Consider the following 22,306-nt stretch of genomic DNA (forward strand, 5'->3'; position numbering starts at 1 on the left):
GCTCCATCGAATCGTTCGGAGATCTTGGGCGCTGGCGGCTTTCGGCCGTCACAGCACGATGTTGACCAACCGGCCCGGCACGACGATGACCTTGCGCGGCGCGCCGCCGCCCAGCAGCGCGGCGACCTTCTCCTCGGCCAGCGCGGCCGCCTGGACGGCGTCCTTGTCCGCGTCGGCAGGTACGACGACGCGCGAGCGCACCTTGCCGTTGACCTGGATCGGGTATTCGACCGTGTCCTCGACGAGGTACTTCTCGTCCACCACCGGGAACGGGCCCTGCACCAGGGAATCCGCGTGGCCCAGGCGCTGCCACAGTTCCTCGGAGATGTGCGGGGCCAGCGGCGCCAGCATCAGCACCAGCGGCTCGGCCAGTTCACGCGGGACCGCGTCCGCGGAGCCGTAGGTCTTGGTCAGGTGGTTGTTCAGCTCGATCAGCTTCGCGCCCGCCGTGTTGAACCGCAGTTCCGCGTAGTCCTCGCGGACACCCGCGATGGTCTTGTGCAGGATCTTGCGGTCCGCTTCGGACGCCTCCACAGTGGACACTCGCAGATCGCCGGTGTTCTCGTCGACCACCAGTCGCCACAGGCGCTGCAGGAACCGTTGCGAGCCAACGACATCCTTGGTCGCCCACGGCCGCGAGACGTCCAGCGGGCCCATCGACATCTCGTAGAACCGGAACGTGTCGGCGCCGTACGACTCGCACATCTCGTCGGGCGTGACGACGTTGCGCTCGGTCTTGCCCATCTTCCCGTACTGCTGGAAGACCTCCTGGTCCTGGTAGAAGAACTTGCCGTCCTTCTCCACGACCTCTTCGGCAGGCACGAAAACGTCGCGCGCGTCCTTGTACGCGTAGGCCTGGACGTAGCCCTGGTTGAACAGCCTGCGGTACGGCTCCTTGGCCGACAGGTAACCCAGGTCGAACAGGACCTTCTGCCAGAAGCGCGAGTACAGCAGGTGCAGCACCGCGTGCTCGACACCGCCGACGTACAGGTCGGTGCCGCCGGGGTCGTCGACGCCGTGCTCGGCGGGACGGGGGCCGGACCAGTACTCCTCGTTCTCCGGCGCCACGAACACCTCGGTGTTCGTCGGGTCGATGTAGCGCAGCTGGTACCAGCACGAACCCGCCCAGTTGGGCATGGTGTTGGTGTCGCGGCGGTACGTCTTCGGCCCGTCGCCCAGGTCCAGCTCGACCTCGACCCATTCGGTCGCGCGCGCCAGCGGCGGCGACGGGTTGGACTCGGCGTTGTCCGGCTCGAAGGTGATCGGGGTGTAGTCGTCGACCTCGGGCAGCACCACCGGCAGCATGCTGTCGGGCAGCGCGTGGACCAGTCCGTCCTCGTCGTAGACCACCGGGAACGGCTCGCCCCAGTAGCGCTGGCGCGAGAACAGCCAGTCGCGCAGCTTGTACTGGATGGTGCCGCGGCCGCTGGAGTGCTCCTCCAGCCAGCCGATGATGGTCTTCTTGGCCTCGTCGATGGCCATGCCGTCCAGGAAGCCCGAGTTGATCGCCGGGCCGTCGCCGGTGAACGCCTTGCCGTCGAACCCTTCCGTCGGCTGCACCGTGCGGATGATCTCCAGGCCGAACTTCTCGGCGAATTCCCAGTCGCGGCCGTCCTGGCCAGGCACCGCCATGATCGCGCCGGTGCCGTAGCCCATCAGCACGTAGTCGGCGACGAAGACCGGGATCTCCTTGCCGTTGACCGGGTTCACCGCGTAGGAGCCGGTGAAGACGCCGGTCTTCTCCTTGCTCTCCTGGCGGTCCAGCTCGGACTTGCGCGAGGCGGCCAGCCGGTACGCGGCGACGGCGTCGGCGGGCGTCGCGGCGTCGCCGGTCCAGCGCGCGTCGACGCCTTCCGGCCACGTCGCGGCGGTCAGCGTGTCGACCAGCGGGTTCTCCGGGGCCAGCACCACGTAGGTGGCGCCGAACAGCGTGTCGGGACGGGTTGTGAAGACCTCGATCTCGGACTCGCCTGCCTTGAAGGTCACCCTGGCGCCATGCGAGCGGCCGATCCAGTTCCGCTGCATGGCCTTGACCTTCTCGGGCCAGTCCAGCAGGTCCAGGTCGTCGACCAGGCGGTCGGCGTACGCGGTGATCCGCATCATCCACTGGCGCAGGTTGCGCCGGAAGACGGGGAAGTTGCCGCGCTCGCTGCGCCCCTCGGAGGTGACCTCCTCGTTCGACAACACGGTGCCCAGCCCTGGGCACCAGTTCACCGGCGCCTCGGAGATGTAGACCAGGCGGTGCGAGTCGATGATCTCGCGCTGCTCGGCGCGGGTCAGCTCACACCAGTTGCGGCCGTCGGGGGTACGGCGCTTGTCCTGCGCGTACTCGGTCTCCAGCTCGACGATCGGGCGGGCCTTGCCCAGCTTCTCGTCGTAGTAGGAGTTGAAGATCTGCAGGAAGATCCACTGCGTCCAGCGGTAGTACTCCGGGTCGGAGGTGCGGATGCGGCGGCGGTCGTCGTGGCCCAGGCCCAGCCGGCGCAGCTGGCGCAGGTAGTTCTGGACGTTGTCCTCGGTGGTCTTCGCCGGGTGCTGCCCGGTGCGCACCGCGTACTGCTCGGCGGGCAGGCCGAACGCGTCGAAGCCCATCGTGTGCAGCACGTTGCGCCCGATCATCCGGTGGTACCGGGCGTAGACGTCGGTGCTGATGAAGCCCAGCGGGTGCCCGACGTGCAGGCCCGCGCCGGAGGGGTACGGGAACATGTCCTGCACGAACAGCTTGTCCGACGGGACCAGCACGTCCTCTTCGGCGAGCGGCCCGACCGGGTTCGGCGCGTGGTACGTGCCGTGGTCGGCCCAGTAGTCCTGCCAGCGCTGCTCGATGCGCCCCGCCAGCTCCGCGGTGTAGCGGTGCTCGGGGGCTGCGCTCGTCTCGCCGGTGGCCTCAGTCATCGCCCTATTCCTCCGTGTCGAACTCCAGAAACAACTCGACCCCCCAGCCCTGAGGGCGTGAGGGGTCGCCGCGCCGATCCGGGTGCCGGACTCAGCGCGGCAGGCTAAGGAGCAGCCGAGCCGTATTCATGTGTTTCATGGTAACTGCCTGGTCCAAGGCCTTTGTCAGCGGATCGCGAGAGCGAAGATCTGCGTGACTTGGGTGGCGGCGAAGTTGTTGTCGCTGACCAGCACGAGGGTGCGTTCACCGGTACGCAGGCGCGGACCCCAGGTCATCCCCTCCACGTTGTCCACAGTGGACAAGCCGACGTCGGCGAGATCGGCGATCAAGCGCTTCTTCACGGGTTTCACGGACTTGGCGTCGGCGAGCGAGGCCACGTTCTTCACGTTGGTGGCGCCCGAGGTGTCGAATTCGAAGATCCGGACCTTGTTGCCGACCCCGGTGACGAACGAGCGCTCCAGCGCCAGGAACTTCGTCGGGTCGAACGGGTCGGCCGCCAGCAGCGACGAGATTCCCGTGGTCGCGAAGCCGCCTGCCGGGTTCGGCGACGCGAAGACCTTCTCCTCGGGGTACGCGTACTGAGCGAGCACCGGGCCGAAGCGGCTCTGCACGGTGATGCGGTTCAGCGCGCCGTGCTCGGTGTTCGCGTCGGGACCGTCCTGCAGCAGCGGACCTTCGTTCGACGAGACCACGAGCGAGCCGCAGGCCGCGAAGGTCAGCCCCTCGAGCACCAGGTTCTGCCGGGGACCGGCGCCGGCCGTCATCTTCTCGCTGGGAAGGATCGGCAGGTCACGGACGTATTCGCCAGTGCGCCGCGCCTCGCGGATCGACGGGTCGATCAACGTCGTCGCGGTGCGCTCACCCTCCTGCGACCAGAAGTAGTGCCCGGTCCACGGGTCGACGCGCAGCTCTTCGGGATCGACCGTCTGCTCGTTCTGCGGCAGCTTCGGGTCGTTCTGGGCCAGCGGCGGGTACGTCTTGCCGTCGGGCCGCAGGAACGGGTGGGTGCCGGTGAAGGTGACCGGCGACACACCGTGCGCGTCGACCTTGAACTTCGCCGAGTAGAAGCGCGCGGGGTTGATCGCGGACCGGTCGTCGGCGATGAACACGTACTCGCCGGTGCGCGCGTCGAAGTCGATGCTGGACAGGCCGCCGACGGTGGTGCCTTGGAACGGCAGCGCGTTCGGCACGATCTGTTCGCCGAGCAGGCGAACCTTGCCGGCGGCTTCGGCGGGAACACTCGAAAGGCTGAGGGCGATTGACCCGATCAGCGCAGCGGTGAGTACACGACGTGACATGGTCTGTAGCACAGTCGGTCAGGGTATCCAGCAGGTTGCCAAGACGTCACGCTTATCCTCGAAGGGTGTTCGCACTCGCGCTGGTCCCGATACTGCTGGGTCTCCTCGTCGCCTGGGGAGGTTTCCTCGGCTGGCGGGAGAAGCTGCCCCGTGACCGCGGCGCCGGGCTGCGCACCGCGGCGACCATGGCGAGCGACGAGGCCTTCCGCCTCGGCAACAAGGTCGCCGGGCTCCCCACGCTGGCAGGCGGCCTGGTCGGCGTACTCGCCGGCGTCGGCGGCCTGCTCTCGTCGACCACGGCCGGCACCGTGATCGCGGTCGTCATCGGCCTGATCGGGCTGGTCGGCCTGCTCGTCGGCGGCGCCGCGCTCGGCACCAAGGCCGCGGCGACCGTGCCGGTACCCGAGCCTGCCGCGCCCGCGGGCTGCAGCGGCTGCGCTTGCGGCGCCGGTGGCTGCGGCGTGCTGCAGAAGACCGCCGAAGCCTAGTTCCGTTGCAGGTCACCCGGGTGGGTGGCCAGCAACGCGGTCGGGATGCCCTGCCGTCGCAGCACCTGACCCCACAGGTCCTTGTGCGGTGACGCGAGCACGTCGCTGGGCAGCGCGGGCACGATGACCCAGTCGTCACGGTCGATCTCGCCGGCGAGCTGCCCGGAGTCCCATCCGGCGTAACCGGCGAAGACCCGCACCCCGCGCACCTTCGGCAGCAGTTCCTCGGGATCGGTGTCGAGATCCACCAGCGCGACCGGCCCGCGGACGGCGATCACCCCCGGCACGGTCGCGGCCGTCTCCCCGGTACGCAGCGCGGCCAGGCACAACGCGGTCTTCTTCTCCACCGGCCCGCCGACGAACACCGACTGCGGCTCGGCCACGTGACGTCCCCAGTTGGGCAGCACGTCGTCGACCGGCACGTCACTCGGCCGGTTGAGCACCACGCCGAGGGTGCCCTCGTCCCGGTGATCGATGACGAACACGACCGTCCGCCGGAAGTTGGGGTCGAACATCGTGGGGGCGGCGACCAGGAGTGTTCCCGGTTCAACCTCGGCGTCCGCTGGCACGCCGCCCATGATCCCACCGTCGGCAACAGAAAGTCTTCGGCATAGGGAACAACAGACCCAGATGCCTCGTTGGACACACTGGTCGGTGCACTCCGTGTCCCCCGGGCTCACTGAAGAACCGCCTTTGTGGAATACCAGTTCGGCTGGAGCCACACTGCGCATAGCCGCCGTGAGGCGACCGAGTGCGCCGGCCACTTTAGGCTTTGAGCGTGACTACTAGCGCGCGGGCGGCTACTCCGGACCGGATCGGTCCTCGGGCGCTTATGCGCGATCCTGAGTTTCGGCGGCTGCTGTGGACTCGGTTCGCTGTGCAGTGGGCTGTGGGGATGTACCGGGCCGGGTTGGCCGGTGCCGTGCTGTTCAATCCGGAGCGGGAGACGGATCCGCTCGCCATCGCCGGTGGGTTCGCCGCGCTGCTGCTGCCTTATTCGCTGGTCGGGCCGTTCGCCGGGGCGCTGCTGGATCGGTGGGATCGGCGCCGGGTCCTGATGTTCGCGAACCTGCTGCACGCGGTCGCGATCGTGATTTCGGCGGCTTCGGTCGGATTCGGGGCTTCGTCGGTGGCTTTGTTCGCCTTGGCGTTGTGTGCCGAGGGGATCTCGCGGTTCATCGGCTCCGGGCTTTCGGCTTCGCTGCCGCATGTCGTGCCTGCGGGTTCGATCGTGAGCGCAAACGCTTTCGCCACCACGCTCGGCTCCGTGATCGCGGTGCTCGGCGGCGGCTGCGCGATCGGTCTGCGTGCGCTTTTCGGGTCGGACGATGCCGGATCGGCCGTCACGACGGCTTTCGCCGCCGTCGGCGTGCTGGTGGCCGCCGCCATCGCCACGCGGTTCGCGCGGGGCGTGCTGGGGCCGTCCACTGTGGATGAGCCGGCCAGCGCCGTGCTGGCGGTCGCCAGGGGACTGGCCGACGGGGCCAGGGCCGCGGTGCGGGCGCCCAGTGTGACCGCCGGGTTCATCGCGTTGTTCGCGCATCGGGCCTCGTTCGGGGCGTCTTTGCTGGTGACGGTGCTGCTCATGCGGAACTCGTTCACCGACAACGGGATCTTCCGCGCCGGGCTGCCCGGTCTCGGGCAGATGGCCGCGCTGGCCGGCGCCGGGATCTTGATCGCCGGGCTGCTGACCGCGCGGTTCATCGCCAAGTTCGGCAGGCGGAAAGTGGTGGTCGGCGCGCTGGTCCTCGCCGCGCTCGCGCAGGCGGGGCTCGGGTTGCCGATGGAGCTGCCGACCGTGCTGCTCGCGTCGTTCGTGATCACCGGGGCCGGGCAGATGCTGAAGCTGGGTGTCGATTCGTCGATCCAGTCGGATGTCGGCGACGAGTCGCGCGGCCGGGTGTTCGCGTTGTACGACACGCTCTTCAACATCACCCAGGTGGCGGCTGTGTCCATTGCCGCTCTGGTGGTGCCGGCGGATGGGCAGTCGACCGGGCTTTTGCTGGCCGCGACGGCGTTTTACCTGCTCGGGGCGGCGGGCTACCTGATAGCTGTGCGCCGCACTCCATTCGCAAGTGCAAGCGATCCCGTCTGATCGGCGGAACGGTGAGTGAGGTAATGCTGCTGCCATTAGGGTGAAGCACACCTCATTCAGCAGAGCGACGACTTCGGGGAGTTCGCGTGACTACGCCTGGCGACGACCGTGCGCGGTTGGAAGCACGGAACGCCGCCATGAAGGACACGGTCGACTCGCTGCTCGAACAGTTCACCAAGCAGACCGAACAACTCCGCGAGGCGCAGACCACGGCGGCGCAGTTGTCGGCGCAGGTGAGGTCGCCGGACGGGCTCGTCAAAGCCACCATCGACTCGAGCGGTTCGCTGGCGCAGCTCAGCTTCGCGCCGCAGACGTTCGAGCGCACGAACCCCGCGCAGCTGGCGAACACCGTGCTCACCCTGGTCCGCCAGGGCAGCCTGCAGGTGAAGCAGCAGGTCGCGGACCTGATGGCGCCGATCACCGGCGATCTGCCCGACCTCGCCGACATGATCGAGGGCGCCCCGTCGCTCGAAGGCCTGCTGCCGCCGATGCCGACGTTCATCGAGCAGGACGTGCCCGCGCCGACGCCGCCGCGTCCCGAATCGATCGAGGATCCCGACGCCAGTTCGATCCTGCGCGGCGCCTCCGAGACGACGCCACCGCCCGCACCACCGCGCCCGGCTCCGATGCCGGCGCCCAAACCGGCTTCGCAGCGGCGCGCTCGCCCGCAGCCCGCCGAAGAGGACGAAGAGCCGCCATCGACCTGGCTTCGAGGCGGTAACTGATGCCCAACGGTGGGGGTACCGGCGGCTCAGGAGGATTCACCGCCGACCCGGACGCGGTGCTCGTCGCCGCCAAGGGTTTTCTCAACGCGGCCGACCAGCTCGAAGAGGCGACCAAGGCGTTGCAGAGCGCGCTCGCTGCGCAGGGCGCGTGCTGGGGAGACGACGAATCCGGCAAGGAGTTCGCCAAGGACTACGTGCCCGGCGCGGAAGGCGGCGTGGAGGGCTTCGGCTCGCTCGTCCAGGGCCTGCGCGGCATGCACCAGAACGTCGACACGGCCATGCGGACCATCACCGGCGCCGAGGACATCGCCCAGACCGCCTTCAAAAAGGGGCGATAGCGCGTGGGTATGGAGATGCCCGACGAGGTCAAGTGGCTGCTGCCGATCGTCGTCGGCGAGAGCTGGCCGGAGGGCGACGAAGACAAGCTGCGTGAGCTCGCGAAGGCGTGGCACTCGGCGTCCGACGCGCTGAACCCGGTCGCCCAGATGGGCTCGACCGCGGTCAAGGACATCCTCACGAACTGGTCAGGCGACAGCGCGCAGGCACTCGGCGAGCAGTGGAAGAAGTTCGTCGACGGCGACGAGGCCTACTTCAAGTCGCTGGGCGACGCCGCCAAGGCGCTCGGCGACTCGTGTGATCAGACGGCGCTCGACGTCGAGTACACGAAGTACATGATCATCATCTCGCTGATCATCCTGGCCGCGCAGATCGTCGCCATGATCGCGGCGGCCGCGCCGAGCCTCGGCACCTCGACGGCCGGTATCCCGATCGCGCAGGCCGCCACCAGGGTCACCGTCCAGATGCTGTTCCGCCAGCTCATGCAGAAGCTGGCGCAGCAGGGTTTCAAGATGGTGGCCAAGGAACTGCTGCAGACGTTCCTCAAGCAGGGTCTCAAGAAGATCGCCAAAGAGGTCGCGGTCAACGTCGCCATGAACGTGGGGATGGACGCCGGCATCCAGGGCCTGCAGATGGCCAAGGGCGACCGCAAGGAATGGGACTGGAACAAGACCAAGGACGGCGCCATCAGCGGCGCGGTCGGCGGGGTCGTCGGCGCGGGCACCGGCAGCGTCGCCAAGTCACTCCGGCCGGACGGGCTCGGCGTGGTCGGCCAGGCGGTGAAGGGCGCGGTCGACGGCGCGGGCCAGACCATCGGTGTCGCGGCCGTGACGGGCCAAGAGCTGAAGCTGGGCGACGTGCTGATGGGTGCGTCCGGCGGTGCCGTCGGCGGTGGTGTCGACGGCGCGAAGGACCACTTCAAGGGCGTGCATTCGCCGCCGAACACACCGCACGTGAACTCGCCGGACGGACCGGACGCGACGCCGCCCGCGCAACCGCACGCTCCCGGCGACGGACCCACACCGGACCGGAGCCGGTCCACCCCTGACTCGTCGAGCTCTTCGGCAGGAGACTCACGGTCGAGCTCGGACACCGCCAGCCGAAGTTCCGAGCCGAGCGGTGACTCGCCTTCGCGGCGCGGCGCCGAGCCTGCCGCCGATCCGGGACCGCGCGCCGCCGAACCGGCGCACCGCGGCGAGGCTCCGGCGGCCGCCCAGCCCGATCCCACGCCGCAGCACCGCGGGCCGGAGCCGGCCGCGCAGCCGGAGCACCGAGCGCCCGAGACGGTGGACCGGGTCGCGCAATCTTCGGCACCGGCTCCGGAACGACCTGCCGACGCCGCGTCCCCGGACGCTCAGCGTGCGGCCGCCCCGCCGCAGCAACAGCACGCCCCCGATGGCGGACAACACCAGCAGCAACAACAGCAGCAACCGGCGGCGGCGCAGACCGGCGCGCCTGCTTCGAGCCCGGCACCGGCGCCCGGTGGTGGCAGTCCCTCGGGCGCTCCGGCGCCGGTTTCCGGCGGCAGCCCGGCAGGGCATGCTCCGTCGGGCAATCCGGCGCCGATTTCCAGCGGCGGCAGCCCCGCCGGGCACAGTCCGTCGGGCAATCCGGCACCGGTCTCCAGCGGCGGCAGCCCTGGCGGACACACGCCGTCGAGCAGTCCCGGCTACGGCGCCGCACCGCACAATCCGTCGCCCGCGCCCACCTCCGGTGGCTACGGAATGGCACCCCCTCCCGGGGGCGGTTTCGGGCCGTCCGGCGGCAACCGGCCGCCGCACAACGAGTCCGTCCAGGCAGCGGCGCTGACCTCGAACGCGCCCGCACCGCAGCAGCCGAACGCCATCCAGCCGATGGGCGGGTTCGGCCAGCAACAGCCACCGGCCCCCGCATCACCGCCGCCCGCGCCGCCGATGGGCGGCGGTCCGGGTCAGCGTGCCCCGATGTCACCGCCTGGCCGTGCCCCGATGCCGCCACCGCAGCAGGGACCGCGTGGTCCCATTCACGAACGCCCGGGTCAGCGGCCCCCGCCCGCGATTCCCGGCTACCGCAACGCACCCCCGCCGCAGGCGCCGCCGCGTGGCCCCATGCCCCCGCCACCCCCGGGCGGTCACCCACCACGTCCGCCGCAGGCGGGTTACCAGCCACCACCACAGCCGCCCCGGCAGCCGATGCCGCCAGGGCGTGGCCCGATGCCGCCCGCCGGTCCGCAGCCGCCGCGTCAGCCGATGCCGCCCGCGGGTTTCGAACGCCCTGGTCAGCGTCCCGCTCCCGGGGTTCCCGGTTACCGTGGCGACCCCAACACCCCGCCTGCTCCGCCGCACCGCACCGCGCCGCCGGTTCAGCCGCCCCGCGAGCAGCAGGCACCGCCCGTGCGCCACGAGCAGCAGGCTCCGCCGCGCCACGAGGCACCGCAGGCGCCTGTCCGCGAAGAGCACACGCCCCAGCGGGAGACGCCCCGAGAAGAGGCCGTTTCCCGTCACGAGCAGCAACCCACCCAGGAAGCGCCCGCTCAGCAGCACGAGTCGGAGGCGCCGCACCGGCAGACGGACGAGCAGGCGCCGCAGCACACGGAGGAACCTGCCCAGCACCAAGAGCCCGAAGCACCTCGTGAGCCCGATCCGGTCGAGCAGCGCGCCGACGAACCGGCACCGCACGAGGACAAGCCACACGACACGAGCCCGGAGCCGCCCGCGTCCCGTATTCACCCGGACGAGGCCTACCTTCGCGAAGATCAGTTCCACTCGGACAACCCGGACGACTTCAAGTCGTTGCGTGAACGGCAAATGCTGGGCGACAGCCCGACCGCCGAGCTGCGCCACGAGTACCTTCACCGTGAAGCGATGCGGCTGCGCAACGAGGTCGCCGGCTTCGGTCACATGTCCGACAACGGCGCCTACGCCGTGCACAGCTACACGCGCTACGAGGTCTTCGCCGAACTCAACCAGGCACTTCGCGAAGGCAGCCTGACACCGGAGCACGCCGCGCAGGCGCGTGCGATCGTGTCCGGTCTGAACGAGCTGCGCGCGTTCCACGGCGAGACCGTCCGCACGATGAACTTCGACGGCGACATGGCCAGGGCCCGGATCGCGGCGGCCCACTTCGTCGAAGGCCAGGTCACCGTCGAGCACGCCTTCGCGAGTTCGTCGAAGGTGGAGCGCGGCCTGAACAACAGCGCCTTCGACGGCGACGTCGAGATCCGGGTCACCTCGAAGACCGGCCGCGACATCGCGGATATCGCCAGCAAGCCGAGCGAGCGAGAAGTTCTCTACAAGCCGGGCACCCAGCTTTTGGTGCACAAGAAAGAGGTCATCGACCTCGGCGGTGGCAAGACGAAGATCGTCATCCACGCCGAAGAGATCACCGCGGGGCACCCGAAGTTCAAGGACCCGGACGGCGTCCACCAGGCCATCGAGGAACGGCGAGCCAAGAGCTCCGCCGAAGCCGAGGCGCAGGTCAAGGTCAAGGAGGAGGGCGGCGCCGAACACAACCCGATCCGCAACGCGTTGGACCCGCTCGGGCTCAACGCGGACAAGCCCGACCTCCCGAAGTCCGAAACGGAGCTCGCGAACGACGCCAAGGCGGCCGCCGAGAAGGCGAGGTTCTTCAAACCGGACCCCGGTGGCTGGGCCATGCTCAACACCAACGGCGACCCGCCCGGCATTCACGCGGGCAGCCAGCAGGAGATCCCGCAGGGCGTCCGGTTCACCCACGAGCGGATACCACAGCTCGAAGGCATCAACCGCGATTTCTACGCGGACGGCCACGCCTCGGTCGGCAGGCAGACGAACGGCGCCGAGTCCGTGCTGGCGCTGGAAAAGCGCCTCTCGGGTATCGACCCGGACGCGGTCGCGCACGCCAACGACTACCCGGGCGACCCGCAGTCGCAGCGTCATCAGGTGGCGAGCCAGGTCGGCGGTGGCTACTGGGCACCGCACGACAATTTCCACAGCGTGCTCGGCGAGATGGCGGGCAAGCCGATCGATTCCCGCGCGATCATCGCCTTCGAAGCCGGGCATCCGCCGCAGACGCACATGGTCACGGCGATCACCACCGAGCATGGTGTCGCCGTCGTCGACCCGATGCGCAACCGGCTCGGTGACCTGCCGTACGACGCGCGCAACATCACGGTGCTGCCGACGCACGACGGCAGCGGCAGGCAAGACCTGCCGAGTCCCAGTGCCGACAAGCCGTCGGCTCCCAGCCGGATCACCGAACTGCTCGGCACCGGCAGCGAAGACAAGCCCGTCGCGGCGCCCGCGCCGACCTCGAACCTGGCGGACCGCCTCAGCGGCGAGAACGCGGGCACGCCGTCGAAGCTGGACGGGCAGGACCACCCTGGTTACGGCGCGGACAGCGACCACACGCCGTCCGACGGCCAGGTCGAACCCGGCGCCGCGACCGGGCACCACGACTGGTCACCGCTGGCGCAGCCGACCAATCCGCCGAGCGAGCCCGCCATCCACGCGGGCACCGCGAACCAGAACCAGGCGGCGAACTACATCGCGCAGCGGCATCCGGAACTGCGCGCGGTCAACCCGCACTTCCACGACCCGAACGCGTTCGCCGACGGCTACCAGACCAACTGCACCCGCGGCGTGGTCGCCTACGCCAAGCGCCTGCTCGGCATCGACGCGACCGCCGAGCCGATCCTGCCGCACGAGATGGCCACCAAGGGCACGCTCGAGCACGTCCAGCAGCAACTCGGCGGCACCTGGCAGACGCACGGGGACTACGACAGCGTCATCCGCACCATGCGCGACGAGCCGGTCGGCGCGCACGCGGTGGTCGGTGTGCTCTACCAAATGCCGGACGGCCAGGTGTTCGGGCACGTGGCGATGGCGGTGCACACCGAGGAGGGCGTGGCGTTCATCGACCCGCAGTCCGGGACGCTGATGAACCTGCCGCACCCGCCGCTCAAGCTGGACCTGCTCCCGTTCGGTTCGCTGGAACACTCCGGCGGACTGGCGGCTCCCGCCAAGACGCACGATCAGCCGGTCGCGTCGGCGGACGGCTCGCACCAGCAGCCGCACACCCAGCCCGAGTCGCCGGTGCCGAGTACGAAGCCGCACGAGGAACCGGTCGTGGCGAAGGAGGACGCGCAACCGGTCAAGGAAGCACCGGCGGTCAGCCAGCCCGTGGACCCCCGCGTCGAATACGCCAAACCACGCGAAGACGCGCCGTCGGTCACCCGCGAAGACGCTCGGCCTGCCGACCCACGGGTGGAGTACGCGAAACCACGCGAAGACACCCAGGCGGCCACCCGCGAAGACGCCCGGCCTGTGGACCCCCGCGTCGAATACGCGAAACCACGCGAGGACGCGCCGACGGTCACCCGCGAAACCCCGCGCCACGAGCAGACCGCGGCGTCACACCAGCGTCCGGCCGACCCGCGGATCGACTACGCCAAGCCGCGCGAGGACACCCCGCCGCCGGTCACCCGCGAAGACCCGCGGCAGAACTACGACGTGCGGCCGTCCCGCATCGGCCCGGACGGCAGGCCGGTCCCGACGGTCTCGCACAGTGCCGAGCCGGTCCCGCACACCACCGGGCACTCGGCCACGCAACGCTTCGAGGGCGACCTCGACGACCCGCGCTACGGCGGGCGTGAAGACGCGCCCCAGCGGGAATGGCCGCACGACCCCGATTCCGGCCGTCCGCTGAGCCCGCGCGACATGGAATTCCTCGGCATCACCGAAGACCAGATCGAGCACTGGCGCAACGGCGAAGCGCCGCTCGGCATGACCCCGGAGCAGTTCGGGCGATTCCAGTCGGAGCTGGCCGACGTGCTGGCGCCGTTCGGCGTCCGCCCGGAGGACGCGCGAATCCAGATCGTCGGGTCCGCGGTGCGCGGCTGGTCCGGCTGGACCAAGACGATGGACAACATCCCGCACACGCCGGAAAGCCGACGGCTGCTGGAGGAGTGGCTCGGCGGCGAAGAAGGGCCGAAGCGGCGTCCGTTCGACGCGATGCACAAGCTCGGCCTCGACAAGCCGAGCGACTACGACGTCTCGTTCCACTCGGACCGGATGGTCGAGATCGCGCGGCGGCACTGGCAGTCCGAGGGCAGTCCCGGCGAGTTCTCGCACAAGCACGGGTTCGTGGACAAGAAGATCTTCCACGACGCGTTCCGCGAGCTCGAGGACTGGCAGAAGAAGTGGGAGAACGAGCTCGGCCGCAAGGTCGGCGTGCGCCTGTTCGGCCTGGAAGAGGAGCCGCTGCAGCGCCGGTCGTCGAACAGTTCCAGCAACGACGACGCGTGGCCGCTCGACCTGACCCGCGACGAGCGGCACGTACCGCACCAGCCTGACCTGCGCGGCTGGCCTGCCGACCCGGTCAGCGGCTACCGCATCCAGCCGCGTGACATGGAGTTCCTCGGCTACACCGAGGAGCAGATCGAGCACTGGCGCGCCGGCGAGGCCCCGATGGGCATGACGCCGGAGCAGTTCCACCAGTTCAAGTCGAGCCTGCACGAGGCGCTGCGCGCCGACGGCGTCGACATCGCAGCCTCGGATGTCCGGCTCAAGGGTTCCGGCGTCAACTTCTTCTCGAACAAGCGCAAGGAACTGCCGAGCCTCGATGAGCTCGACGCGGCCGACCCCGTTGCCGCGGCGAAGATGCGCGAGTGGCTCGGCGAGGACGCGAACCGTCCGCGGTCGCGGCCGTTCGACTCGATGCACAAGCTCGGCCTCGACCCGGACCCGAGCGATTTCGACATCCAGATCCGCTCGGACGAGATGTCCCGGCGCACCCGCGAGCGGTTCGAGAACGACCCGCCGGAAGGCGTCGACGCGCCCACCCACGAGAAGTACCGGTTCGTCAACAAGAAGCTGATGAACGCGGAATTCCCGCACCTGGCCGAGTGGGTCGAGCATTGGGAAGGCAAGCTCAAGCGCGAGGTCGCACCCGCGTTGTTCGGCCTCGACGGCGAACCGCGCCAGGACAGCTTCGACGACCCCGAGCGCGCCAAGCGCGGCTGGCCGATCGCCGGTATCGACGCGCCGCCGCTGGAGCTGCCGGAGCACGGCGGCTACGGCATGGCGCACGAACCACCGGACCTGAGCGACCATCCTCGGCTCGACCCGGAATCCCCGGTGGTCACCGACGCGCCCGAGTCACCACCGGTGCCGCCGCAGGAAGACATCGCCCCGCCGTTCGTCGACGAAACCGGCTGGCACTGGAAAGGCCTGACCCTCGACCCGGACACCAACGCCGTGGTCGACGGCTTCATCCCGGAGTTCGAGGCTGCCGCGCATCGCGAAGGCGGTGTCCGCGAAAACATGCTGCGGATCGAGGAAAACGTCCCCGGCGCGAAGCTCGAAGGCCTGAAGTACGAGCTCAAAGGCGACGATCGGCTCAAGCAGAAGGTCGCCGAAACACTCGACCGGAACCCGGATCAGGACCTGACCACCGTGCTGCGGAAAGTGCCGGACGGAATCCGGTACACCTACAGCTTCGACAACGACAACTACACGGCGGGCGCGAAGCAGGTCGACACCATGCTGCGGGCCGCGGGCTACGAGCCGGTGGAGGTCAAGAACTCCTGGCTGAACCCCAAGAATCCGTACCAGGGCATCAACACCCGGTGGCGTGATCCGGAGTCCGGTCTGCAGTTCGAGGTCCAGTACCACACGCCGGAAAGCTGGTACGTGAAGAGCGACACGCACGACGCCTACGAGCACGCGAACAACCAGCTCATCTCCCAGGCCGAGCGGGACGCGTGGGACCGGTACCAGCACGATTACTTCGGCCTGATCACGCGGCCAGACGGAGTGGAGGAGATCCCCAGTGTCAAGTACTGAGATCTCGTACTACGCGCTCGCCGACTCCGGCTACGACAAGGGGCCGGCGGGCCTGATCCGCCGCCGCCCGGATGCCGGTGGACATGTCGACGAGGTGTTCAGCCCGCGCACCGGAACCTGGCGGCCGACCGACCTGGTCAGCAAGTACTACCTGACCGACCGCGTCGACGAAGACCTCGTGCTCATCACGGCTGCCGAAGCCGACGCGGTGACAGCCTGGTTCGGCGATCGGTCCACCCGGCCGCCGTTGCTCGGTGGCCGGTCACTCGCGGAAGCCTGGCGGGTCCGGCTCACCGGGGACATCCCGTTCGAGGCCTTGCGCGAACGGCTTGGTCTCGAACCGCACGGCTCACCCGCTGATGGGCTCGAACGCGATCCGGGTTTCCGTGTCCTCCGCAACGACGAATCGGCCCGGTTGTCGCTGAACGTCTACGTGGCGCCCAGCGGCGGCTGGTCCGTCGCGCTGGAGTTCCTCGGCGAAGCGCCGTCTGCGGCCGCCGTGGCCGAAGTGCGCGCCGAAGTGCTCTCGGCGGCCGCCGAACTGGGCTTCACCGCGACGGACGAACAAACCGGCACCGACGCGAAGTCGTTCAGTGCCAGTCCTCTGCCGCCGCTGCCGCGTCCGATCGGCGTCAAGAAGCCACGCCATCAGCTTTTCCGGCTCACCTTCACCGGTTCGCTCGACAAGGAACAGCTCAAGGCGCTTCAGCAGAAGCTGCGCCTGAGCGACGACGGTGATCTCACCGACGAGGAAGACACCGAGTTCGGCGAGACGTACCTGCCGCATGACCTGGGGTACCGCCCGCAGTTGTGGCTCAGCCGCGCCGACACCGAGCGCTGGACCTTCGGTATCTCCAACGAAGGCATCCGTCCGCCGGAGGAGCACATCCGGCAGTGGCACGACCAAGTCGTCGAAGCCGCCACCGAAGCCGGACTCGCCCTCGCCGAGGAGTGGCAGTCGCCGACGCCACCGAATCCGACGCCGCTGCCCGAGCCGCCGGTCCGTACCGGGCTGCCGGTCGAGAGCGCCTACTACGCGGGTTTCGCGGGCTCGCTCACCCAAGAGCGGCTGGAAGCGATTCGCGAACGGTTCGGGCTGAGCAGGCGCGGCAAGCTCGACGACGACTGGGACACGGATTTCGGCGTGGTCAGGCTGCGCGACGAACCGGGAACGCCGGTGAAGCTGAACTTCGACCGCCGAGCTGAAGACAAGTGGTCCTTTTCGGTGACCTACCAGGGTGAACCGCCCGCACCGGAGTTGCTGGAGCGGGTGCGGTCCGAGATCGCGGCCGCCGCCGCCGAAGCAGGTCTCACCATCGAACGGGAAGTGCCCGGCAGTACATCATGACCACCACGAACCAGGCACTTTCCCCGGCAGAGCAACGCAAACTGCTCGTCCGCATCGGGAAGCTCGTCCGCGCCGCCGCGCCCGAAGGCTGGGCGCGCGTCGAGGTCGGCTTCCGGAACATCGGTGAGCACGCGGAGGTCGTCCTGCTGGCCGACGCGAAACCGTTCGACCGGCCTGCGGAACTGGCCGAGCTGCTCGGCACCTTGCGACGCGGCATGTACGAACCCGGCCGCGGCGCTTGGCTCGTCGCCGGCTTGACCCTGAACTCCGACGGCACGTTCGAGTTCGACTTCGACCTCGACGACGAACCGGCCTGGCAGGCCCAGCCCGATCCGGGGATGTACACCGACGAGCTCGCCGCGTTCCCGCGCGAGCCGGAGCACATTCCCGGCTGGTGGCGGCTCAAGGCGCGGCTGCCGCTCGGCGTCGTCTTCCGGCACGCCAGGATCGTCGACTCCTACACCGAGGGTGAAGCGCCGGTGGTCGACCGGCCCGCGCTGGCGGCCGAAGAGATCCCGCATCTGCTGCACTACCTCGAACGTGAGCCGTCCGTGCTCACCGGCGGTGAGCCGGGGCCGGACATCTTCAGCAGCGACGGCGACGGTGTCCCGGAGAGCTATCAGACCGACGGCACCTGGATCTGGCACGCGTCGGTGCCGCACTACCTGCGCAAATACGGCACGCCGCCGGAGCCGGAGCTGGTCGCGCACATTCGCGCGCAGAAATATCAGCCGCCCTACGTCGAGCACCTGGTGCGCCGGACCGCCGAAGCCGACCTGCTCGGCCGCCCCCGGCCCAAGCCGAGCCGGGGTGAGCTGGCGAAGACCGACGGTGACATCGCGAGCGAGCTGGAAACGGTGCCCGATCCCCAGCTCGCGGACGAGGAGATCCTCGCCGTGCTGGTGCGCAGGCTCGGCGAGCACGGTGTCTGGCCGGAGGCGTACCGGATCGGCCAGCGCGGCGACGGGACGTGGTGCCTCAACTTCACGCAGAACGGCTGGGAAGTCGCCAGGCACGAAGGTGGCGTGGCCGTTTCGCCGCGGTACTTCGACGGCGTCGACGACGCTGCGCAACACCTGCTCGGCGCGTTGCTGCTGCACCCGGCCAGGATGACCGCCGGGCACGAGACCCCGCTGGAAACGGCCAAGGAGCTCGGTGACTGGCCGGTGAGCCCGGTCGACGGCGAGCCGCCGTTGACGCTGCTGCGCAACAAACGCCTGCTCCAGCTGGTGGCAGGCACCACGGTCGTGCGTTTCGGGGAGGAAAGCGGGAACCTCGTGCACCACCCTGGAGTACGGTTCGCGACGACCTCACTTCCGCTGGAGCGGGAGCGCACGGAGCGGGTGTACCGGCTCCGGCGCCCACTGCATGTGATCACCGGGATCACCATCCCGTGGGCGAACATGCCGGGTGGGGCCGTGGCCTATGTGCTGCCGAAGACCATCACCGAGCATCTGGAAGATGGCAGTGTCGAGGGGACTGAGTAGTGGAACCGGCTGAAGCGGTCGCCAAGGTCGAGGAGTGGCTCGCCGCGGTGCACAGCCCCGGTCAGGTACGGGCCGAGCGTGACAAGGTGCTCCGCATCCCCGAGGGCTGGGTGGTGCCGTACAACAACGTCGCCTACCTCGACGGTGGCGAGACGGCGAAGCAGATCTTCCCGCCGCCGTCGTTGATCGTCCGTGAGCCGAGCGGTGAGCTGCGCCTTTCGCACCCGCATCCCGGTGGGCTCAGCATCCCGGCGACCATCCCCGGCCGTCCGCACGAGCGCGAGATCGTCGACCCCGACTTCGCCGCGGCCGGTCTCGGTGAGCTCGGCGCCGGCGAGCGCGCGGTCATCGGCTGGGAGCAGCTCGACGCGGCAGGCGCCAAGACCGGCGAGCGACTCAACCCTCGGTACACCGCCGGGCCGAAACGCCGCGGCTACCTGCCGCCGGACAACCGGCTCGAGACGCTGATCCAGTTCCACAGCTGCGGCTGGCTCGACCGCGAGCGGTTCCTGATCGGCCTGGTCCGCTCCGAGGTCTTCCTCGATCTGGACGAGACCGGCAAGACGCCGCCTGGCAACTGGAACGCCGAGACCAGCGAGCTGAAGGTCTGTACCTCGACGAAGCGGCTCCCGCACTACGCGCACCGCTACTGGCGTATCGACCTGGCGACGCTGGCCGACGACCCGAACAAGCCGAACCTGGTGATCGACGCCGGCCCTGGTTTCACGGGAAACAAAGTCACCTTCGCCGAGCTGACCGAGACGCTGGTCAGGTTCCCCAGGCAGGCCGAGCGGGTCAACGCGACCGGCACGTGCGCCGAAATCGACCCCAACCTGGTCGAGTTCGCCCAGACCACGGCACAGCGGATCGGCCTGCCGTCACCGGTCGAGCTGCCGGTCAAGGCAGCCGAGCAGGCTCGCGCACGCGGGTACGAGCTGACCTTCGAAGAAGCCACGAAACTCGTGCAGGCAAGCTCGTGGATCAAGCGGCTGGAGCAGCCGTACGACGGGAAGCTGGTCAACCTTTTCGAGCAGGGCGTTCGCTTCGACTTCGACGAAGACGGCCGCGCGATCCGCCGTCCGGACAACTTCGGCAAGTTCCACCCCGCCGCCGGCCAGGATTTCCGCCACGGCTGGCATCGCGTGGTCGGCGCGTACGTCGGCTTCGCGGTCGGTGAGTCGCTCGCCTTGCAGCATCGGGGAGTGACCGTCGACCAGCTCAAGGCGAAGGGTCCCTTGACCGGCGGGCGGATCGGTCCGCTGACGCAACAGCTCCTGTTCATGACCGAAGGCGTTGTCCGCAGCCCGGCTCAGCGTCGGAAACTGCCCGGCGCGGTCCGCACGGGATTGCTGCGCTGGCTGCACACCCAGGGCATCCCGTTCGCGAACGCCGACGGCCGGCTGGTCAAGATCGGCCAGTTGCACGACCGGCGCGACCCCGACCCGGCCGAATTCGCGGTCATCCGGGCGTTCGCCACCGGCAGCGCGACCTTGCGGCTGACCGGTTCCGGCGCGCTGCTCGCGGCGCTGCCCGCGGCGTTGACCGTCGGCGACGACAAGACGGCCACCCCACGGAGTGCGGCGAAGGCGATCGCGGCCCTGACCCACCACGACACCGGCGACCTGAACGCGGCCGCCTACCTGGCGCATCTGTTCGCGGAAGCGCTGCGGGCCGATTTCAGCTTCCCCGCCTGGGTGATCGGCCGCGACGTGCTCGACCCGTCGTGGACCGAACTCCGTGCCATGGCCGAAAACACCCTGCCCGACTACAAGACCGAGAGCCTGCCGCTGCTCAAGCAGCCGGACGAGATCGGCGACGGGCAGAGCGCGGTTTCGGTGCTCGGCCGGACCTTCGCGGCGATTTCCGCGTACGAGAACGACCCGGAGGCCGCCATGCGCCGCGCGGTCGCCCACACCGGACGGACCCCGCTGACCGGCGCGCTCGTCGGCGCGCTGCTGGGTGCGCGCGGCGGAATTCCGGGGCTGCCGCAGCGATGGGTGGAGAAGCTGGAACTGCGCGACGTGATCGAAAACCTGGCTTCGGACGCCTTCTTCCACTTCGATCGGACCTCACCGCGATGACCGTTTACGACGAGATCCCCGTTGTCGACTCCGAGTGGGACGACAGCTTCGGGCCAGCGCCGAAACGCGCGATCATCGCCTGGGAGCAGGTCTCACTCGACCGCCTGCCGAACGGCCCGCGGCGGGTGAACCCGGACTTCAAGCCTGGCGCGATCTGGCATGGCTACGACCGGCCGGCCACGAAGGCCGAAGCGCTGGTCCGGTACTACCAGATCGGCTGGCTGGGCAACGACGATCTCGGGCCGCTGCTGCCGGACCTCGATGTCATCATCCGGGTCGACGACGAGGGTGCGCCGAGCCTGTCCGACAACGGCGAATACGTGGTGGTCTACGCGTCGGAGGCCGAGCTGTACCCGTCCACGCCGCGGTGGCAGCACATCCAGGTTCGTGCGCTGCGGCAACGGTTCCCGGACAAGGGACTTGTCTTCGCGGGTCGCGTCCAGGTCGACCGTCCCGCGATCCCGGCGAGCGCGTTCACCGAGGTCCCCGCGCCGGACACCGCCGCACCGGTCACCGTGATCGCTCCCGAGCTGGATCCGCGCTTCGAGGCTCACAACAAGGAGCTGTGGCAGGAATTCGGGTACAACCCGCACGGATACCTGTCGAGAAAGATCGTGGACGCCAGGAAACTGGGCTACTCCATGACGCTGCCCGAGCTCATGACGACCGCTCGCGGCGCCGCGATCCTCAACCACAACTACAAGAAGCGGCGAGCGAACCAGCAAGCGGACTGGCCGTCGGAACTCCGCGCGAACGGGCTCATCGACCACTACGACCACGACGGCTCGCTTTTGCCGCAGCTGTGGTCCGACGGCAAGATCTACCCGTTTCCCCATCGCGGTTTCGCCTACGGCAACAGCTACGAGAAGGTCGTCGGCGCGTATGTCGGCTTCGCGTTGGGGGAAGCGCTCGGCATCGCGGCCGACGAGGGGCGGTTCCCCGACGACGGCCCGTTGCGCTGGGGCGGTCTGACCCGCCAGTTGCTGGCGCAGACCGAGTCGGTCATGCTCGGCTTCGGCCCGGATTACGCCCGTGGCATGCCGGTGCCCGCCTCCTTGCCGCCCGCGCGCAAGGACAGCTGGTGGGCACTCGCGAGCGGTGAGATTCCGCCGGCGCCGCAGGAGTTTTCGAGCCTGCTGACCACCGCGCTGGCCGCCTCGCTGGCGAATGGCGACGCGATCGTCACCACCTTCCCCGTCGTGCCGGACGTGGCCCGTGAACTGATCGGCTCCGCCGCGGGCGAGGACCTCAGCGAAAGTGTCCTGTTGCTCGCCGACGTGCTGGTGAAGGTGCTCGGCAAGGGCGAGTACCCGTTCCCGCTGGTCGTGCACCTGCGCGAAATGGCGGAGAAGGGCAATGCCGTCGCGAAGTCGATCATCGAACTGCGTGACGACCGCGCCGCCGACGACGAGGCCCAGCTCGAAGCGCTCGGTGACGGCCGGTCGCCGTCGTCCGTGCTGGCCAGAGCGCTGCTCGCGACCGCGAAACGGGAGTACGACCCGCGTACCGCGCTCACCAACGCCATGAATCTGCCCAGCAGCAGGCCGATCACCTGCGCGCTGGTGGGTGCGCTGCTCGGTGCCCGCGACGGCCTCCCCCGGTTGCCGAAGGCGTGGGTCGACGCACTCGACAAGCTCGGGATCGTCCACAACCTGGCCGAAGACGCGTACTGGCATTTCGCGAACCAGGGCGCGCTCACCGACGAGCGGGAAAAATGGGCGAAGCGCTACCCGTCGCCGGAGGCGTGATC

12 protein-coding genes are annotated in these 22,306 nt (G+C 69.2%); 9 read left to right on the plus strand and 3 right to left on the minus strand.

Translation table 11 applies throughout. The features are described 5' to 3' along the window. Nucleotides 1-48 precede the first annotated feature (48 nt). Together leuS and AB5J62_RS43050 are read right to left on the minus strand one after the other, a co-directional pair. Complete coding sequence (leuS, locus tag AB5J62_RS43045) at nucleotides 49-2,895, minus strand: leucine--tRNA ligase (protein ID WP_370945818.1); 2,847 nt, start codon at nucleotides 2,893-2,895, stop codon at nucleotides 49-51. Between the two features lie 165 nt (nucleotides 2,896-3,060). Beyond that, the gene (locus AB5J62_RS43050) at nucleotides 3,061-4,194 is read right to left on the minus strand and encodes an esterase-like activity of phytase family protein (RefSeq protein WP_370945819.1); all 1,134 of its coding nucleotides are present in this window, start codon (nucleotides 4,192-4,194) and stop codon (nucleotides 3,061-3,063) included. Between the two features lie 65 nt (nucleotides 4,195-4,259). Here AB5J62_RS43050 and AB5J62_RS43055 point away from each other — a divergent pair, with 65 nt between their 5' ends. After that, a complete protein-coding gene (locus AB5J62_RS43055; RefSeq protein WP_370945820.1) occupies nucleotides 4,260-4,682 on the plus strand; it encodes an SdpI family protein in 423 nt (140 codons plus the stop codon). Here the strand turns inward: AB5J62_RS43055 and AB5J62_RS43060 are convergent. Beyond that, nucleotides 4,679-5,260 carry a YqgE/AlgH family protein gene (locus tag AB5J62_RS43060; protein WP_370945821.1) on the minus strand — a complete coding sequence of 194 codons (582 nt, stop codon included), beginning with the start codon at nucleotides 5,258-5,260 and terminating at the stop codon, nucleotides 4,679-4,681. The genes AB5J62_RS43055 and AB5J62_RS43060 overlap by 4 nt on opposite strands. A 254-nt stretch (nucleotides 5,261-5,514) precedes the next feature. Between AB5J62_RS43060 and AB5J62_RS43065 the strand changes: the two genes are divergently transcribed. The 8 genes from AB5J62_RS43065 (at nucleotide 5,515) to AB5J62_RS43100 (ending at nucleotide 22,304) form a co-directional block, all read left to right on the plus strand. After that, the gene (locus AB5J62_RS43065; RefSeq protein WP_370950483.1) at nucleotides 5,515-6,777 is read left to right on the plus strand and encodes an MFS transporter; all 1,263 of its coding nucleotides are present in this window, start codon (nucleotides 5,515-5,517) and stop codon (nucleotides 6,775-6,777) included. A gap of 86 nt (nucleotides 6,778-6,863) precedes the next feature. After that, complete coding sequence (locus tag AB5J62_RS43070) at nucleotides 6,864-7,502, plus strand: YbaB/EbfC family nucleoid-associated protein (RefSeq protein ID WP_370945822.1); 639 nt, start codon at nucleotides 6,864-6,866, stop codon at nucleotides 7,500-7,502. Next, on the plus strand, nucleotides 7,502-7,840 hold the full coding sequence (locus AB5J62_RS43075; protein ID WP_370945823.1) for a WXG100 family type VII secretion target: 339 nt from the start codon (nucleotides 7,502-7,504) through the stop codon (nucleotides 7,838-7,840). Before AB5J62_RS43070 ends, AB5J62_RS43075 begins: the two co-directional genes overlap by 1 nt. Nucleotides 7,841-7,849: 9 nt before the next feature. Then, nucleotides 7,850-15,640, plus strand: coding sequence for a toxin glutamine deamidase domain-containing protein (locus AB5J62_RS43080; protein WP_370950484.1), 7,791 nt, complete (start codon nucleotides 7,850-7,852; stop codon nucleotides 15,638-15,640). After that, nucleotides 15,627-16,988: a hypothetical protein gene (locus tag AB5J62_RS43085; protein ID WP_370945824.1), complete on the plus strand. Its 1,362-nt coding sequence runs from the start codon at nucleotides 15,627-15,629 to the stop codon at nucleotides 16,986-16,988. The genes AB5J62_RS43080 and AB5J62_RS43085 overlap by 14 nt, the downstream gene beginning before the upstream one ends. Continuing rightward, nucleotides 16,985-18,475 (plus strand): TNT domain-containing protein, encoded by a 1,491-nt coding sequence (locus tag AB5J62_RS43090; RefSeq protein ID WP_370945825.1) that lies wholly within the window; start codon nucleotides 16,985-16,987, stop codon nucleotides 18,473-18,475. The genes AB5J62_RS43085 and AB5J62_RS43090 overlap by 4 nt, the downstream gene beginning before the upstream one ends. After that, nucleotides 18,475-20,556, plus strand: coding sequence for an ADP-ribosylglycohydrolase family protein (locus AB5J62_RS43095; RefSeq protein ID WP_370945826.1), 2,082 nt, complete (start codon nucleotides 18,475-18,477; stop codon nucleotides 20,554-20,556). The genes AB5J62_RS43090 and AB5J62_RS43095 overlap by 1 nt, the downstream gene beginning before the upstream one ends. Next, nucleotides 20,553-22,304, plus strand: a complete 1,752-nt coding sequence (locus AB5J62_RS43100; RefSeq protein WP_370945827.1) for an ADP-ribosylglycohydrolase family protein — start codon at nucleotides 20,553-20,555, stop codon at nucleotides 22,302-22,304. The genes AB5J62_RS43095 and AB5J62_RS43100 overlap by 4 nt, the downstream gene beginning before the upstream one ends. Nucleotides 22,305-22,306: the final 2 nt, after the last annotated feature.

The sequence above is a fragment of the Amycolatopsis sp. cg5 genome (assembly GCF_041346955.1).
Taxonomy (GTDB): domain Bacteria; phylum Actinomycetota; class Actinomycetes; order Mycobacteriales; family Pseudonocardiaceae; genus Amycolatopsis.